At 46.6% G+C, this 15648-nt stretch carries 13 protein-coding genes; 7 read left to right on the forward strand and 6 right to left on the reverse strand.

Annotation, left to right across the window (positions count from 1 at the left end; all coding sequences use genetic code 11):
• Window positions 1–106: 106 nt before the first annotated feature.
• The 4 genes from ggt to rarD form a co-directional block, all read right to left on the reverse strand.
• Window positions 107–1864 (reverse strand): gamma-glutamyltransferase, encoded by a 1758-nt coding sequence (ggt, locus tag BCT81_RS03820; RefSeq protein WP_102423282.1) that lies wholly within the window; start codon window positions 1862–1864, stop codon window positions 107–109.
• Between the two features lie 91 nt (window positions 1865–1955).
• Window positions 1956–2618 (reverse strand): LysE family translocator, encoded by a 663-nt coding sequence (locus BCT81_RS03825; protein ID WP_102423283.1) that lies wholly within the window; start codon window positions 2616–2618, stop codon window positions 1956–1958.
• Between the two features lie 89 nt (window positions 2619–2707).
• Entirely contained in the window at window positions 2708–3502 is a 795-nt protein-coding gene (locus BCT81_RS03830; protein ID WP_102423284.1) for an AraC family transcriptional regulator, read from the reverse strand.
• A gap of 86 nt (window positions 3503–3588) precedes the next feature.
• Window positions 3589–4497, reverse strand: coding sequence for an EamA family transporter RarD (gene rarD / locus BCT81_RS03835; protein ID WP_102423285.1), 909 nt, complete (start codon window positions 4495–4497; stop codon window positions 3589–3591).
• Window positions 4498–4677: 180 nt separating this feature from the next.
• Between rarD and recQ the strand changes: the two genes are divergently transcribed.
• The 3 genes from recQ to BCT81_RS03850 all read left to right on the forward strand — a co-directional run bounded on the left by recQ (window position 4678) and on the right by BCT81_RS03850 (window position 7760).
• A complete protein-coding gene (gene recQ / locus BCT81_RS03840; RefSeq protein WP_008221506.1) occupies window positions 4678–6516 on the forward strand; it encodes an ATP-dependent DNA helicase RecQ in 1839 nt (612 codons plus the stop codon).
• A gap of 15 nt (window positions 6517–6531) precedes the next feature.
• Window positions 6532–6831 (forward strand): DUF3630 family protein, encoded by a 300-nt coding sequence (locus BCT81_RS03845; RefSeq protein WP_061034315.1) that lies wholly within the window; start codon window positions 6532–6534, stop codon window positions 6829–6831.
• Between the two features lie 257 nt (window positions 6832–7088).
• On the forward strand, window positions 7089–7760 hold the full coding sequence (locus tag BCT81_RS03850; RefSeq protein WP_061034316.1) for a 7-cyano-7-deazaguanine/7-aminomethyl-7-deazaguanine transporter: 672 nt from the start codon (window positions 7089–7091) through the stop codon (window positions 7758–7760).
• Between the two features lie 92 nt (window positions 7761–7852).
• Here BCT81_RS03850 and gppA read toward each other — a convergent pair whose 3' ends face one another.
• Complete coding sequence (gene gppA, locus BCT81_RS03855; protein ID WP_102423286.1) at window positions 7853–9349, reverse strand: guanosine-5'-triphosphate,3'-diphosphate diphosphatase; 1497 nt, start codon at window positions 9347–9349, stop codon at window positions 7853–7855.
• Between the two features lie 6 nt (window positions 9350–9355).
• On the reverse strand, window positions 9356–10666 hold the full coding sequence (gene rhlB, locus BCT81_RS03860) for an ATP-dependent RNA helicase RhlB (protein ID WP_061034318.1): 1311 nt from the start codon (window positions 10664–10666) through the stop codon (window positions 9356–9358).
• A 111-nt stretch (window positions 10667–10777) separates the two neighbouring features.
• On the opposite strand from rhlB, the gene trxA reads away from it, so the two are divergent.
• The 4 genes from trxA (at window position 10778) to ubiD (ending at window position 15608) form a co-directional block, all read left to right on the forward strand.
• Window positions 10778–11104, forward strand: a complete 327-nt coding sequence (gene trxA, locus BCT81_RS03865; RefSeq protein ID WP_004741193.1) for a thioredoxin TrxA — start codon at window positions 10778–10780, stop codon at window positions 11102–11104.
• Window positions 11105–11303: 199 nt separating this feature from the next.
• Window positions 11304–12563 carry a transcription termination factor Rho gene (gene rho / locus BCT81_RS03870; RefSeq protein ID WP_004741192.1) on the forward strand — a complete coding sequence of 420 codons (1260 nt, stop codon included), beginning with the start codon at window positions 11304–11306 and terminating at the stop codon, window positions 12561–12563.
• 110 nt (window positions 12564–12673) lie between these two features.
• Window positions 12674–13669 carry a hypothetical protein gene (locus tag BCT81_RS03875; RefSeq protein WP_102423287.1) on the forward strand — a complete coding sequence of 332 codons (996 nt, stop codon included), beginning with the start codon at window positions 12674–12676 and terminating at the stop codon, window positions 13667–13669.
• Window positions 13670–13766: 97 nt separating this feature from the next.
• Entirely contained in the window at window positions 13767–15608 is a 1842-nt protein-coding gene (ubiD, locus tag BCT81_RS03880; RefSeq protein ID WP_102423288.1) for a 4-hydroxy-3-polyprenylbenzoate decarboxylase, read from the forward strand.
• The last annotated feature ends 40 nt before the right edge of the window (window positions 15609–15648 follow it).

Here is a 15648-nt window from a genome sequence, read left to right on the forward strand (position 1 = left end):
GGTTACGATATCTTAGTGCTTAAATTCGCAGTTAAATATCGATATTTACTCACTGCCTTGTGAGAGATCTCGCACAAAGCAGGGAGTAAAAAGGGAGTATTTACCCTTATTGGCCGATGGCTGCACCTTCACGACGAGGGTCTGCTGCACCTTCTAGAGCATCTTTTGTGATGCGAATGGCGTGTAAACCGGAGTTAAGATCGCGAATGTTAACTTCAAATCCCATCTTTTCGAGCTCAGGTTTAAAGTTTTCCGCCGATGTTCCTTTTTCCAGATCTAGCGTGCCGAAGCGGTTTAGGAAGTGCGGTTGGTTGATCGCTTGCTGGATATCCATGTCCCATTGGGTATGAGCAATGATCGCTTGTGCTACATAACCTATGATGCGGCTACCACCCGGAGAACCAATCGCCATGTAAGGTTTATCGTCTTGCATGATGATAGTCGGTGCCATTGAAGAGCGTGGACGCTTACCTGGTTCAAGTCGGTTTGCGATAGGTTTGCCATCGTTGTGGGTCTTGAACGAGAAGTCGGTCAGTTCGTTGTTCAGTAGGAAGCCTCTTACCATCAAGCGTGAGCCAAATGCATTCTCAATGGTGGTGGTCATCGACACGACATTGCCTTCGCTATCGACAATATTGAAGTGGCTGGTGGACGGCAGTTCAATAGATACATCTTGGCTGCGCAGCATTGCGTGATCCCACGGCGGGGTGCCTGAAGGAGCACTCTCTAGTGCTTTACCTGCGGTAATTAACTGGGCACGTTCCTGCAAATAGTCAGTATTCACTAACCCTTGAGTTGGCATTGGTACGTAATCTTGGTCTGCCATGTACATACCTCGGTCTGCAAAGGCTAGGCGAGAAGCGTCCGCTAACACTTGCCAAGATCTCGCATCGTTTGGCCCCCAGGATTTGAGGTCAAACTGCTCGGTCATCGCTAAGATTTGTCCAACCGTTAATGCGCCTGAACTTGGTGGTCCCATGCCACAGATATCGTAGCTTTCATAAGCTGAACAAACCGGTTCACGTTGTTTGATTGAGTAGGTGTCGAAGTCTTTTTGTGCCAATACACCCGGATTGCCTTTGGCAGTTTGTACCGTATTGATGATGTCGGCAGAAATCTCACCTTGGTAAAATGCCTTAGCACCATCCTTTGAAATTGCATTCAATGTTGCAGCGTATTCTGGGTTCTTAAGTAGTGTGCCTGCGGCTTTTGGGCTGCCATCGGCATTAAAGAAGTAAGCTTTGGTTGTGGCAAAACGGCTCAGTCGTTCTTGGTCATTTTCAATTAAGGTGGCCAAACGTGGGCTGATGGTAAAACCTTTCTCAGCCAGTTGAGCAATAGGTTTGATCAGCGATGCCCATTCTAACTTGCCGTATTTCTGGTGAGTGTCCCACAACAATTGCACTGTGCCCGGTGTCGCCACAGAGCGACCACCAACCACGGCATCATAAAACTTAAGCGGTTGGCCGTTTTCGTCTTGGAATAGACGTGGTGTCGCATCAAGTGGTGCGGTTTCACGACCATCGTAGGTTTTGAGTTGCTTGTCTTTGCCATCAAAATAAACAAGGAAGGCGCCACCGCCAATACCTGATGATTGCGGCTCTACTAAGCCAAGCATCAGCTGCACAGCAACCATCGCATCAATAGCATTACCACCACGAGCCAGTACATCGGCACCAGCTTGGGTTGCTAGAGGGTTGGCTGCGGTAACCATCCAATCGTTAGCTTTTACGAGTTGCTTGGTTTCTAAACCACTACTTTGTTCGGGAGCGACGGAATCGGCAGCTTGATTTGCCCAACTGACGTGTGAGGCAAAAAGTAGGGTAGAAGTGGCGAGGGTTGTTAGTTTTGTTTTCCACTGCATGATCTTCTCCTTTTAATATGCAGAGCTAGATTGGCAGTGGAAAGATAAGATAGCCAGTACGTTGTTAACGAATTGTAATCTTGATTCGAATTTAAGCGATTAAACCAGACAGCGACTGCCAAAGAATACTGACGCCAATTAGGCTGAACACAACACCACATAAGCCATCAATGTAGACTGTCGCTTCACTCAGTTTCTTTTGTAGTGCCTTCGTAGAAAGCATCCACGCTAATAGAGAGAACCAGAACAGTGATAGGCCGAATAAGATAATCAGAGCAAACCCTTTCCCTGAAAGTGACATGTCAGCCGGTACCAAGCTCGACATCAAACTGATGAAAAACACTAATGCCTTTGGATTAAGAATATTGGTCGCAAAGCCTTTCGAAAATGCCTGACGCTTATTGGTTAGAATCAGGTCTTTCGAATTGACCGTGTCTGTCTCTTCTTCGTGGTGGCTAATGAGCTGCCATGTTGCTTTTAACGCACCAAAACCTAGATACAGTAAGTAGCTGCCGCCAGCCAATTGCATGAGCGCAAAAAGAGTTGGATGCTGGTGGACTAGGTAACTGATGCCCGTCAGGCTCAGCAATGAATGCAGTAAGATCCCGCAAGACAGGCCGAGAGCAATGTATAAGCCAGTTTGTCGCCCGTGGCGTGTTGCGTTTTGTACCACAAGTGCAAAGTCAGGACCTGGGCTCATCAAAGCGATAAAGTGGATAGAGGCGAGGGTGACTAATATGGTGACTTCATTCATATCTGTTCCAATAACTGGGTTGTTCAGTTGAGAGTTGTTGAGCGCAGCTTACCGTGATTTCGATTCTCTCAATTGTAAATTATCAACACTTAGTTAATTTTCGATGGAGAAACACCAAATGCAGTCTTAAATGCCTTTGAGAAATGGGCTTGATCGTAGAAACCCACTTGATGAGCGACCTCGGTACCGCCGATACCTGATTTAATTAATCGCATGCCTTGCTCCATGCGTAAGCGGCTTAACCATGCATAAGGGGTGATGCCCATTTTGTTCTTAAAATGACGCTGAAATTGAGTTGTTGTCAGGTCACACAGCTCAGAAAGTTGCTCCAAGCGCACCGGTTGGTCGAGGTTTGCCATTAAATAGTCTTTGAGTGTATTCACCGATTGAGTGCCAAGCTTCACCTGAGTTTTCGATCCAAACTGCGCGTAACGATCAACAATCGTCGAAAAACCTTCGAATGGCAGGCAATCTTGGGCGAGTTGGCTGATGTTTGGATTGATAAGCAGCCCATGAAGGTTACGCAATTGTAAAAAAGTAGCTTGATCGGAGAGGATCAACTCAGAAAAGCTCAAAACGTGACCATTTTCGCTGTGATCGGCAAGATCGCCAAACCATTGAGGTGAGACAGAAAATACACTTACTTGGTAACCCGATTCGAGCTTTGAATGACCATCATGCAGCTCATCGGGTGGCATCATCACCACTTGCCCGGCGCCTGCGTGGTAACTCGTCCCTTTATAGACAAACTTTTGCTGCCCTTGGGTGATTAGGCCGATGTGAAAGTCCAAATGATAGTGGCGCTGAAAGGCAAACTCTTGGTATTGAGCTTGGATCAGGCTGATATCTTGGCTAGATGTCGAGTAGTAGTGGACTTTATCCATGGCATAAAAAAGCTTGGTCAAATTATCATCAATTCAACCAAGCTTATCTCTGTATCTTTAGATTGTCTTGTAAAAAACGATCAGTGTTAGCTTTTCGCTTGCTTACTCTTCTTATTATTACGCAGACCGTCGAAGCTGAAGATCACCAGTGCGCCCCAAATGAAAGCAAAGGTAATTGCCTTATCCATGGTAAAGGCTTCACCGTAGATCAACACGGCAAGCAAGAACATCAAGCTAGGGCCAATGTACTGGAAGAAGCCCAATGTCGAAAGCTTGAGTCTGGTTGCTGCACCCGTAAAGCAAAGCAGTGGCAGAGTGGTGATTACCCCCGCAGCGACCAGCAGTAAATTTAGCTGCATTGGATTCGCCAAAAAGTCTGATGTTGCTGTGTCTGCAATGAATAATAAGTAGATCGCCGCCGCTGGCAGCATCACTAAGGTCTCAATAAACAAGCCAGTCTGCGCTTCTAGGTTCACTTTCTTACGCAGCAAGCCATAGAAACCAAAAGAAAAGGCCAGTGCAATAGCGACAACAGGAATCGAACCAAAGGCGATTAGCTGGATAAGCACACCGATAGCTGCAAGCGCCACCGCACACCATTGAAGTTTTCTCAGACGTTCACCAAGGAAGAACATTCCAAGCAATACGTTAATCAAAGGGTTGATGTAGTAGCCGAGGCTGGCATCCAGCATATGATTGGCATTGACTGCCCAGATGAAGATCAGCCAGTTGGCCCCCACTAAAAGTGAAGTTGCCACCAAAAACATCATTTTCGGTTTTGAAGTCAAAGTATCGCGCACTTTGCGCCAGCCACGACCAACGTGCAGCAGTAAAGCGAGTAGGAAAAAGGACCAAACTACACGGTGGCTCAGGATCTCGAGAGGGGATACTTCACTGAGAGATTTGAAGTATATGGGAGCGATTCCCCACATGGTGTACGCGCCAATCGCAAGCAAGATTCCTTGGCGTGTACGTTGTTGTTCGTCTTGTGTCATGTCACTTTCTCTGGCACAGAGTGCTTATTAATAGGATTTATAAAGAGAGTTGGTCAGTATAGGAGCGTTAACCCTTTTCACCTAACAATTTGCGGTTTAATTCGCCAGCATTCCACTCTACAATGTGCGACTTGCCTGCCGATGCTGCATGCTGACTTTATACCTCGATTAGGAACCACAATGACCGCCACTCTGATTGCTGAGCAAACACCAACTCCCGCGAATGATGCGCAAAACATCCTCGAAGATGTATTTGGCTATCAAAGCTTTCGCGATGGTCAGCAAGAGGTCATTGATTTGGCTGTTCAAGGCCGAGATAGCTTGGTGATAATGCCGACGGGTGGTGGTAAATCTTTGTGTTACCAGATCCCTGCTTTAGTTCGTGAAGGGCTGACCCTGGTTATCTCACCGCTTATCTCGTTGATGAAAGACCAAGTCGATCAGTTGAAAGCCAATGGTGTGGCAGCCGAGTGTATTAACTCTTCCATGCCGCGTGATCAGCTACTGAGTGTGTTTAATCGCATGAACTCAGGTCAGCTTAAGATGGTTTATGTGTCACCAGAGCGTGTGTTGATGCGTGATTTCATTGAACGGCTACAAGGCTTACCGCTTTCGATGATTGCGGTCGATGAAGCGCACTGTATCTCTCAATGGGGACACGACTTCCGCCCGGAGTACGCGTCATTGGGTCAGCTTAAACAGTATTTCCCGCATGTGCCTTATATGGCGCTGACGGCAACGGCTGACGATGCAACGCGCAAAGATATTGTTTCGCGCTTACAGCTGGTGGATCCGCATACCTATTTGGGCAGCTTCGACCGTCCTAATATTCGCTATAACCTTGTTGAGAAACACAAACCAGTGTCTCAGGTGGTTCGCTACCTAGAAACTCAGAAGGGCAATTGTGGCATCATCTACTGTGGTAGCCGTAAAAAAGTCGAGATGGTCACCGAGAAGCTGTGCAACAACGGTATTCGTGCTGCGGGTTATCACGCGGGTATGGACACCGATGAGCGCGCTTACGTTCAAGAAGCCTTCCAACGCGATGATATTCAGATCGTTGTCGCGACGGTGGCGTTTGGTATGGGTATCAACAAACCTAATGTACGCTTTGTGGTTCACTTTGATATTCCACGTAACATCGAGTCTTACTATCAAGAGACTGGTCGTGCGGGTCGTGATGGCTTGCCTGCTGAAGCGATGATGCTGTTTGACCCTGCTGATATGGGCTGGCTGCGTCGTATGCTAGATGAGAAAGAAGAAGGCCCGCAAAAGCAGGTTGAGATGCACAAGCTGAATGCGATGAGTGCCTTTGCTGAAGCGCAAACTTGTCGTCGTCAGGTGCTGCTTAACTACTTTGGCGAATATCGTGAGAAGCAATGTGGCAACTGCGATATCTGCTTGGATCCGCCAAAACACTTTGATGCGACCCAAGAGGCGCAGAAGGCGCTGTCTTGTGTGTACCGTGTGAATCAGTCGTTTGGTATGGGCTACGTCGTTGAAGTGATGCGTGGCATGCAGAACATCCGCGTGCGCGATAATGGTCACGATAAGCTCTCAACGTACGGTATTGGCCGCGACCACAGCCATGATTACTGGATCAGTATCTTCCGTCAGCTCATTCACAAAGGCTTGTTGTTCCAGAACATCACCCGTAACTCAACCTTGCAGTTAACTGAAGAGGCGCGTCCACTGCTGCGAGGTGAGATGTCACTAGAGTTAGCGGTACCTCGTCTCGACACTGCGGTACGTAATGCTAAGTCAGATAAGCTAAGCAGCAAGAATTACGATAAAAAGCTATTTGCCAAACTGCGTAAGCTGCGTAAGTCGATTGCCGACGAAGATGGCTTACCCCCATACGTGGTATTCAGTGACGCAACATTGATTGATATGGCAGAAGTTCTGCCGACGTCTTACGGTGAAATGTTGGCGGTAAATGGTGTAGGCCAGCGTAAGCTCGACAAATACGCCGACCCATTTCTAGATTTGATTCAAGAACACATCACAACACACGGCTAATAACAGAGGTAATAAATGGAATTTGGTTTACGAGAGTATTTAGCAGAAGAAGGGCGCTTATTGGTGACAACACCGAGCTTTGACTTCGACTCTTACCCTGAAATTGGCGAACGCCTAGTGAACTTGCTATCGGCTACAGTTGTTGAAAAGCAGTGGGATGCAGACATGCACTCATGGCTGGTGGACTTTGAAGGGTGCCAGCTGTTCTTAAAATCTGAGCACTACAGTGAATCTGTGTGGTTTGAATCTCTTAGTCCAGAGGCGAGCCGTGAAGAGTTCGATTATCTAGCCGCTTTGTTCAAGCGTGGCTTCTAACGGTTAACATTGCCTCAAACTTGGTTTCTAGAAACCGAGCTTCAAACACCTTCTAGCAATAAAAATGAGAATAAACGTTTGCGTCTGTTCTCACCATTGCAGCTAAAATTGATTAATGTATAATCGCCCGCCGCTCAAAAGAGCAAATGATAGATACATTTTTCATTCACATTATTGGTAAGAGCTTTCTTTGTTTCGATAGAGAAATGACTCGATTTGGGTTCCCTCACCCCCAAACCAAACTAAAAAGGTACAGCATGAGTAACTTTACCCCTGCGCAACAGCGCAAAGCCCTAGCATTATTAGTCTTGTTCCATTTAGTGATTATTGCGTCAAGCAACTACTTGGTTCAGCTACCCTTTACCATCTTCGGTATGCATACCACTTGGGGCGCTTTCACTTTCCCATTTATCTTCTTAGCAACAGATCTGACCGTTCGCATTTTTGGTGCTCAGCTTGCTCGTAAGATCATTTTCTTAGTGATGTTGCCTGCACTCGCGGTTTCTTACTTCTTGTCGGTGGTGTTCTTTGAAGGGCAATTCCAAGGCTTTAGCCATCTGGGTGAATTCAACTTATTTGTAGCCCGTATCGCAGCCGCAAGCTTCATGGCTTATTTGCTTGGCCAAATCTTAGATGTTCATGTTTTCAACCGCTTGCGTCAGCTTAAGCAGTGGTGGATTGCGCCAACCTGTTCAACGCTTTTTGGTAATGCTATTGATACCATCGCATTCTTTGCGATCGCTTTCTACCAAAGCCCAGATCCATTCATGGCTGAACATTGGACTGAGATTGCACTGGTTGATTACGGTTTCAAACTTATCATCAGTCTAGGCTTGTTTGTTCCTATGTACGGCGTGCTTCTGAACTACATCGTTAAGAAGTTAACCGCTGTGAACCCTGACTTTAAAGCGACAGGTGTTAATGTGTGAGGATCAGATTAGAAAGGCATTAGTGCAAAGATAATAAATAGCCCAAGTTAGTAGACTAACTTGGGCTATTTTACTTTTAGTGTCAGATATTATTATACGAGGCATTCAATAGAAAGTGGCCAGCCAATGTCTGTTTGTCGATTCGATTCAATCTCTAGCTCTGCAGCGGTCAGCGGGTTGTCGGCTAGCCATTGCTTAGAGAGTGTTAGAGTCAGATTATTATCGTCAGCCGTTAGCGTAAACTCAGGCTCTAGCTCTGGGTTACGACGGTGCGTTAATAGAATCGCTAGGCGAAGAATGCGTAGGATACGTTTACTGCTTGTGCCTGATACTGCGTGTTGTTCCGGCAGTGACGTTAGTTGTTCACGGTAGCGTCGCGTTAATTCACCTAGGTAGTGTTTCTGGGCGCGGGTGAAACCGGGTAAATCTAGGTTCTGCAGTAGGTAAGCACTGTGTTCACCGCCTTTTTTGAAGTCGATGGTCAAACCGATTTCATGAAGTTTGGCTGCGGTTTGCAGTAGGACGCTGGCTTGAGGTTCTGACACCCAAGTTTCGCCGCCTGCCTGCTCTAACAGAGCCTGCGCTGCTGCTGCGACTTGGTCACCGTAGCTTACGTCCATCTGGTAGCGTGATTGAACGCTCTTGATGGTGCGAGCTCGGATATCGTCTTGGCGAAGCTCATCAACCATTTCGTAGGCAAGGCCTTCACGAAGTGCGCCGCCAGCAAGTGTCATCGAATCGATTTCAAGCAACTCAAAAATAGCAATCAGAATAGACAGGCCACTTGGGAACACTAAAGCGCGCTCTAGAGTTAGTCCTTCTATTTCTAGCTCTTCTAAGCGCTCAGTAATCATCGCTTGTTTCTGTAAGCGTTTAAGTTTGGTATGAGTGATAACTTCATCCATGCCTTGCGCTAGCATGATTTCTTGCAGTGCTTGAACGGTACCGCTGGCACCAACACACACATCCCAACCGATATCGGTGTAGCTCTCTAAGATAGGAGCTAAGGTAGACTTCGCTGCTTCAATCGCGTTGTCGAAGTTGGTTGCGGTTAATTGGCGATCTTTAAAGTGACGCTCAAGCCATGTCACACAACCCATTTTTAGGCTAGTGAGTGCTTTTGCTGAGAAACCTTCACCAATGATCATCTCGGTACTTGCGCCACCAATATCCACGACCAGTCGGCGGCCACTGCCACCAGAAGTGTGTGCTACGCCCTTATAGATAGTCGCAGCTTCTTCTTCACCGGAGATAACATTGATGTCATAGCCAAGGATCTGGTTCGCTTTCTCAAGAAAGATATCCACATTAGTCGCGGTACGTAGGGTCGCTGTACCAACAATGCGGATATTTTCTTTTGGAATGTCCTGTAGTCGCTCAGCAAAGAGACTCAAACAGTCCCAACCGCGCTGCATAGCTTCGGTACTAAGCGCATTATTTTCATCTAAGCCTGCAGCTAAACGCACTTTGCGCTTAATCTTAGCCATGGTTTGTACGCTGCCATCGATATGACGCACAACGAGCATATGAAAACTGTTCGACCCGAGGTCGATTGCAGCGTAAAGCGGGGGTGACACTGTTTGACTCATAAGCGACTAAGCTTCCTTGTTGTGACGCGGTTGGCGTGGGCGACGGTTCTGGTTTGGTTTACGGTTACCGTTGCGTGAGCCATTGTTGTTTGAGCGGCGTTGTTGCGGGTTACGTGTGCGTAAGCGCAATGGTGCTGGTAGATCTTCTAGCAGTGCAGAAGCGTCGTAGTCAGACACTGGGATCGCGTGCTCAATGTACTCTTCGATTGGTGGCAAATTGATTGCGTAATCTTCACAAGCAAAGCTGATCGAGTGACCACTTGCACCAGCACGACCTGTACGGCCGATACGGTGAACGTAATCTTCACAATCGTCTGGTAGATCGAAGTTGAATACGTGCGTTACTTGAGGGATGTGTAGGCCACGAGCAGCAACATCGGTTGCAACCAGTAGGTCAACATCACCTTGAGTGAATTGCTCAAGAATCTTTTCACGTTTCTTCTGTGGTACATCACCAGTCAGCAGACCAACACGGTGACCATCGGCAGCCAAATGGCCCCAAACTGATTCACACTTGTGCTTGGTGTTAGCGAAGATGATAGCGCGCTCTGGCCACTCTTCTTCTACTAGTGTCTGCAGCAGTGCCATCTTGTGTTCGTTAGAAGGGTAGAACAACTCTTCTTTAATACGGTGGCCTGTTTTACGCTCTGGCTCAACAACAACATGCTCTGGGTTATGCATGTGCTCGAAAGCCAACTCTTGTACACGGTAAGACAGAGTCGCAGAGAACAGCATGTTCAAACGATCTTTAGGCTCAGGCATACGACGGAACAAGAAGCGGATGTCTTTAATGAAGCCCAGATCGAACATACGGTCTGCTTCATCCAGTACTACTGCTTGAATGTGGTTAAGGTTAAATACCTTCTGCTTGTAGAAATCGATAATACGGCCAGTGGTACCAATTAAGATATCTGCGCCTTCTTCGATCTTACCTAGCTGCTTGTCGTAGCTTTCGCCACCGTAAGCCAATGCTGCTTTGATACCAGTGCTTGCGACTAGGGATTCAGCATCGTTGTAGATCTGAATCGCGAGTTCGCGAGTAGGTGCCATAATAATCGCACGTGGCTGGTTAGGCTTGCGCCCTTCATGCTCAGGTGTTTTTAGTAGGTGGTTAAAAGTAGCAGTAAGAAACGCAAGCGTTTTACCAGTACCCGTTTGGGCCTGGCCTGCAATGTCTTGGCCGGTGAGCAGTACCGGGAGCGCCAAGGCTTGGATAGGGGTACAATAATCGAACCCTTTTTTCTCCAATCCTTCAATGACTTGCGGAAGTAAATCCAAGTCGGCGAACTTTTGCTCTGTGATATGCGTCTTTTTCATTGCTATAGAATATCAGCTTAAGCTTGCAATACGAAAGTAAATACATTCCAATAGGGCATCTATTTACTGGTTATCATCCAACCAGTTCTAAAAAATACATTGGAGTGGAAGATGAGTGATAAGATTTTGCAGCTAACTGATGACGGTTTTGAGAACGATGTGATCAACGCTGCAGGCCCTGTTCTTGTTGATTTTTGGGCAGAATGGTGTGGCCCTTGTAAGATGATTGCGCCGATTCTTGATGAAATCGCAGACGAGTACGAAGGCAAGCTCACTATCGGTAAACTTAATATCGACCAAAATGCTGGAACACCACCAAAGTTTGGTATTCGCGGCATTCCAACGCTTCTTCTTTTCAAAGATGGCGGCGTAGCAGCAACTAAAGTTGGTGCATTGTCTAAAACTCAACTTAAAGAGTTCCTAGACGCTAACCTATAATCAGGTGAGCATTTGATAAAGAAACCGTGCAGTTAACAAATGCACGGTTTTGTTTTTTCTAAGCTATGGACTAGTCTTAGTTTTAGTGCTAATTTATCGCACGTTAATTGAACGAATTTCTCTTCTTGGTCGATCCTGTGACCGAATCCCTCTTAACTAGAAAACAGATCTTATTTTGACTAAACAAGCATCCACCACAATGAATCTTACAGAACTGAAGAACAGACCTGTGTCTGAACTTGTTAAACTTGGCGAAAGCCTAGGCCTTGAAAACCTAGCTCGTCTAAGAAAACAGGACATTATCTTCGCTATCCTTAAAGCACATGCAAAAAGTGGTGAAGACATCTTCGGTGACGGTGTTCTTGAAATTCTGCAAGACGGTTTTGGTTTTCTTCGTAGCGCAGACAGCTCGTACTTAGCGGGTCCTGATGATATCTACGTCTCACCAAGTCAGATTCGTCGTTTCAACCTACGTACTGGTGACTCAATTGCCGGAAAGATTCGCCCACCTAAAGATGGCGAACGTTACTTTGCTCTACTGAAAGTAAACACGGTAAACCACGACAAACCAGACAACGCTCGTAACAAGATCCTTTTTGAAAACCTTACCCCTCTGCATGCTAATGAACGCATGGTTATGGAACGTGGTAATGGTGCGACAGAAGATATCACAGCTCGTATTCTTGACCTTGCATCTCCAATTGGTAAAGGTCAGCGTGGCTTGATTGTTGCTCCGCCAAAAGCGGGTAAGACAATGCTTTTGCAAAATATTGCGCAAAGCATCGCTCACAACCATCCTGAGTGTGAACTAATGGTTCTACTTATCGATGAGCGTCCGGAAGAAGTAACAGAAATGCAGCGCCTAGTTAAAGGTGAAGTAGTTGCTTCTACATTCGATGAGCCAGCATCTCGCCACGTACAAGTAGCAGAAATGGTAATCGAGAAAGCGAAGCGTCTTGTTGAACACAAGAAAGACGTGGTTATCCTTCTGGACTCAATCACTCGTCTAGCGCGTGCATACAACACGGTAGTACCTTCATCAGGTAAAGTACTAACAGGTGGTGTGGATGCAAACGCACTTCACCGTCCTAAGCGTTTCTTCGGTGCAGCTCGTAACGTTGAAGAAGGCGGTAGCTTAACTATCATCGCTACAGCACTGGTTGATACTGGTTCTAAGATGGATGAAGTTATCTACGAAGAATTCAAAGGTACAGGTAACATGGAACTGCACCTGAACCGTAAGATTGCTGAAAAGCGTGTATTCCCTGCGATTGATTTCAACCGCTCTGGTACTCGTCGTGAAGAGCTTCTTACTAAGAACGATGAACTACAGAAGATGTGGATCCTGCGTAAGATTGTTCACCCAATGGGCGAAATCGATGCAATGGAATTCCTTATCGACAAGCTAGCAATGACGAAAACGAACGATGAGTTCTTTGACGCTATGCGTCGTCAGTAATCTTGATTAGCTGATAGTTATTAGAAAGCGCTGCCCTCGGGTAGCGCTTTTTATTTGCATTTTGTAGCGGCAGCTTGCAGAATGACCAAAAGTGTTACAAGGAAGTTAAAATGCAACATGGACTGTTGTCATCATTACTCTTGTCTACTTCACTGTTACTTTCACCGGTCGGCATCGTTAATGCCACCGAGATGTCTCCACATACAGTAGAGTCTTGGCTTGAGAATGATCAAGTAAAACTGAAAACTGCTGAATTGCTCGAGTTTGTCGTGCGTGACGAAGTGAATTCGCTGCGCTTTGCACTTGAGCGTCTGACATTTCCCCAACAAGAGGTGGCTCGTTACCAACTCTTGAAGAAGATCGAACAGCAAAAAATCGTACTCACACCGAAGATGTCTATCTTTGTGGAGCAACAGCTCGCTATTACGCCAACCTACCAAGTATTAGAGCGTGGTGATGGCTATGAGTTTACGGTGCCAGCCTTTAATTATCCTTCGATAGCAAACCGCTTAATCAAACAATTCCGTGCTGATCAAAATACATTGGTGTTTGTGCTCGATGCAGAGAAACAGAACCTCAACCTTAAAGAGTGGCTAACTGGCTCTGAGCATCAGGTCCAAACTCGAGAAGCGCTACTCATAAGAGAATTGGATAGCTTGTCGCCAGATGCCGTGAATTACTTAGCAAAACAGCTAACGGAGTCACCGATAGTCAGCTGGTTACCCTCTACCGAAGTAGTGGTACGATTGGCACAGGTAAGCGAAGACCCGGATGTCTATCAAATCCTCTGGAAGATGAAAGCCGACTATCATAGCCAAGCTGAGCTGGTTCGTCTCGCTGAGAGTAAATCCCCATTTGCCTTAGAGCAGGTGATGGCTGCAACGAAAAACCCAAGATTAAAAGAAGAAGCGATTACTTTGCTGACGAGAGTGAACCCACTTTCAGAAGAGGTGAAAGACTTTTTAGTTTCTCGCATGGCGATCGCCGATGATGCGCCATTGGTCGCTCGTGAGTTGGCAAAACAAGGGCACACCAACTGGCTACAAGACCTAGTGAATGATAACCCACAAGTCAAAAGTTCAGTGATACAGCAAGTGCTTCCGTAACTGGGTTTTACCTCTCAATAACCATACTAAAAAGGGGGATCTCACGATGCCCCTTTTTGATATACTGAGCGCAGAATAATCAGCATGTAGAAGTTCTATGAGTTTTAAAGATTTACGTGATTTTATCGACCATCTTGAAAGTATTGGTCAGTTGAAACGCATTTCTCACCCAGTCGACCCAGACTATGAAATGACCGAAATTAGCGACCGTACTCTACGTGCTGGTGGCCCGGCTCTTCTGTTCGAGAACCCGGTAGGTTATGACATGCCTGTTTTGACCAATTTATTTGGTACTCCCAACCGTGTTGCGATAGGCATGGGCCGTCAGGAAGTTAAAGAACTGCGCGAAGTGGGCAAGTTATTGGCTTACTTAAAAGAGCCTGAGCCGCCGAAAGGTTTTAAGGACGCGATTGATAAGTTACCCGTGTTCAAACAAGTATTGAACATGCCAGCTAAGCGTCTTCGTAAAGCAGCATGCCAACAAGTCGTGTGGCAAGGCGACGAGGTGGATCTAGATAAAATCCCAGTAATGAGCTGTTGGGCTGACGATGTCGCGCCACTACTTACTTGGGGTTTAACGGTTACCCGCGGCCCGAACAAGAAACGCCAAAACTTAGGTATCTACCGCCAACAAAAGATTGGTAAGAACAAAATTATCATGCGTTGGTTAGCTCACCGTGGTGGTGCGTTGGATCTACGTGACTGGGCTGAACAGAATCCAGGTAAGCCGTTCCCTGTATCTGTCGCGTTTGGCGCTGATCCTGCAACGATTCTTGGCGCCGTAACGCCAGTACCAGATACCTTATCGGAATACGCGTTTGCTGGCCTGCTACGTGGTAGCAAAACTGAAGTGGTTAAATCGATCAGTAACGACCTAGAAGTCCCAGCGAGTGCTGAAATCGTGATGGAAGGTTACATCGATCCGAATGAATTCGCTGACGAAGGGCCTTACGGCGATCACACTGGTTACTACAACGAGAAAGAAAAGCACAACGTGTTTACCATTACTCATGTAACCATGCGTGAGAACCCTATTTACCACAGCACATACACAGGTCGCCCGCCAGATGAGCCAGCGGTACTGGGTGTTGCATTGAATGAAGTGTTTGTTCCTATTCTTCAAAAGCAATTCCCAGAGATAGAAGACTTCTATCTACCACCTGAAGGTTGTTCGTATCGAATGGCAGTGGTGACCATGAAGAAGCAATATCCTGGTCATGCTAAACGAGTGATGATGGGGGTATGGTCTTTCTTACGTCAATTCATGTACACCAAGTTTGTATTGGTGTGCGATGAGGATGTTAACGCTCGTGACTGGTCACAAGTTACGGCTGCGATGTGCAAACATATGGATCCGTCTCGTGATACCTTGATGATAGAGAACACGCCAATTGATTCGTTGGACTTTGCATCACCGGTCGTTGGGCTAGGTTCTAAGATGGGCTTAGACATCACTAAGAAGTGGGATGCTGAGTTAGCGTTGTCGCCTGATGTGCAATCTACACCAGAAAACAGTGACCATATCGAAGGTGGTTTGGCTGAATTAACCAAAGCTCACCCTGAAATTCTTGATATTCATCTGCAGAACGACAATGCCAGCATGGTTGTGGTATCGATAGATAAGCAAGCCGCAGGTAATGGTAAGAAAATCATGGATGCAGTTTGGTCTCAATTTGATGAGAACAAGTTCGTTGTCGTCTGTGATGGTGATGTTAACGTGAGTGACTGGAACGACATCATCTGGGCGGTAACCACCAGAATGGATCCAGCGAGAGATACCTTGTTCCTTCAGGATGAAACCGGGCACTCCAAAATGGCTCTCGATGCCACCAATAAGTGGGAAGGTGAATGCTTGCGTGAGTGGGGCGTTCCAATTACAAAAGACCCTGAGCTGGTCAAAAAGATTGATAGCATCTGGGAACAACTAGGAATTTTATGAGCTACCAAGTAGTCTTGTATCCAGAAAACATCAGTTTCAC

Origin of the sequence: Vibrio sp. 10N.261.52.A1 (genome assembly GCF_002876325.1) — a bacterium.
GTDB classification, from domain to species: Bacteria; Pseudomonadota; Gammaproteobacteria; order Enterobacterales; family Vibrionaceae; genus Vibrio; species Vibrio chagasii.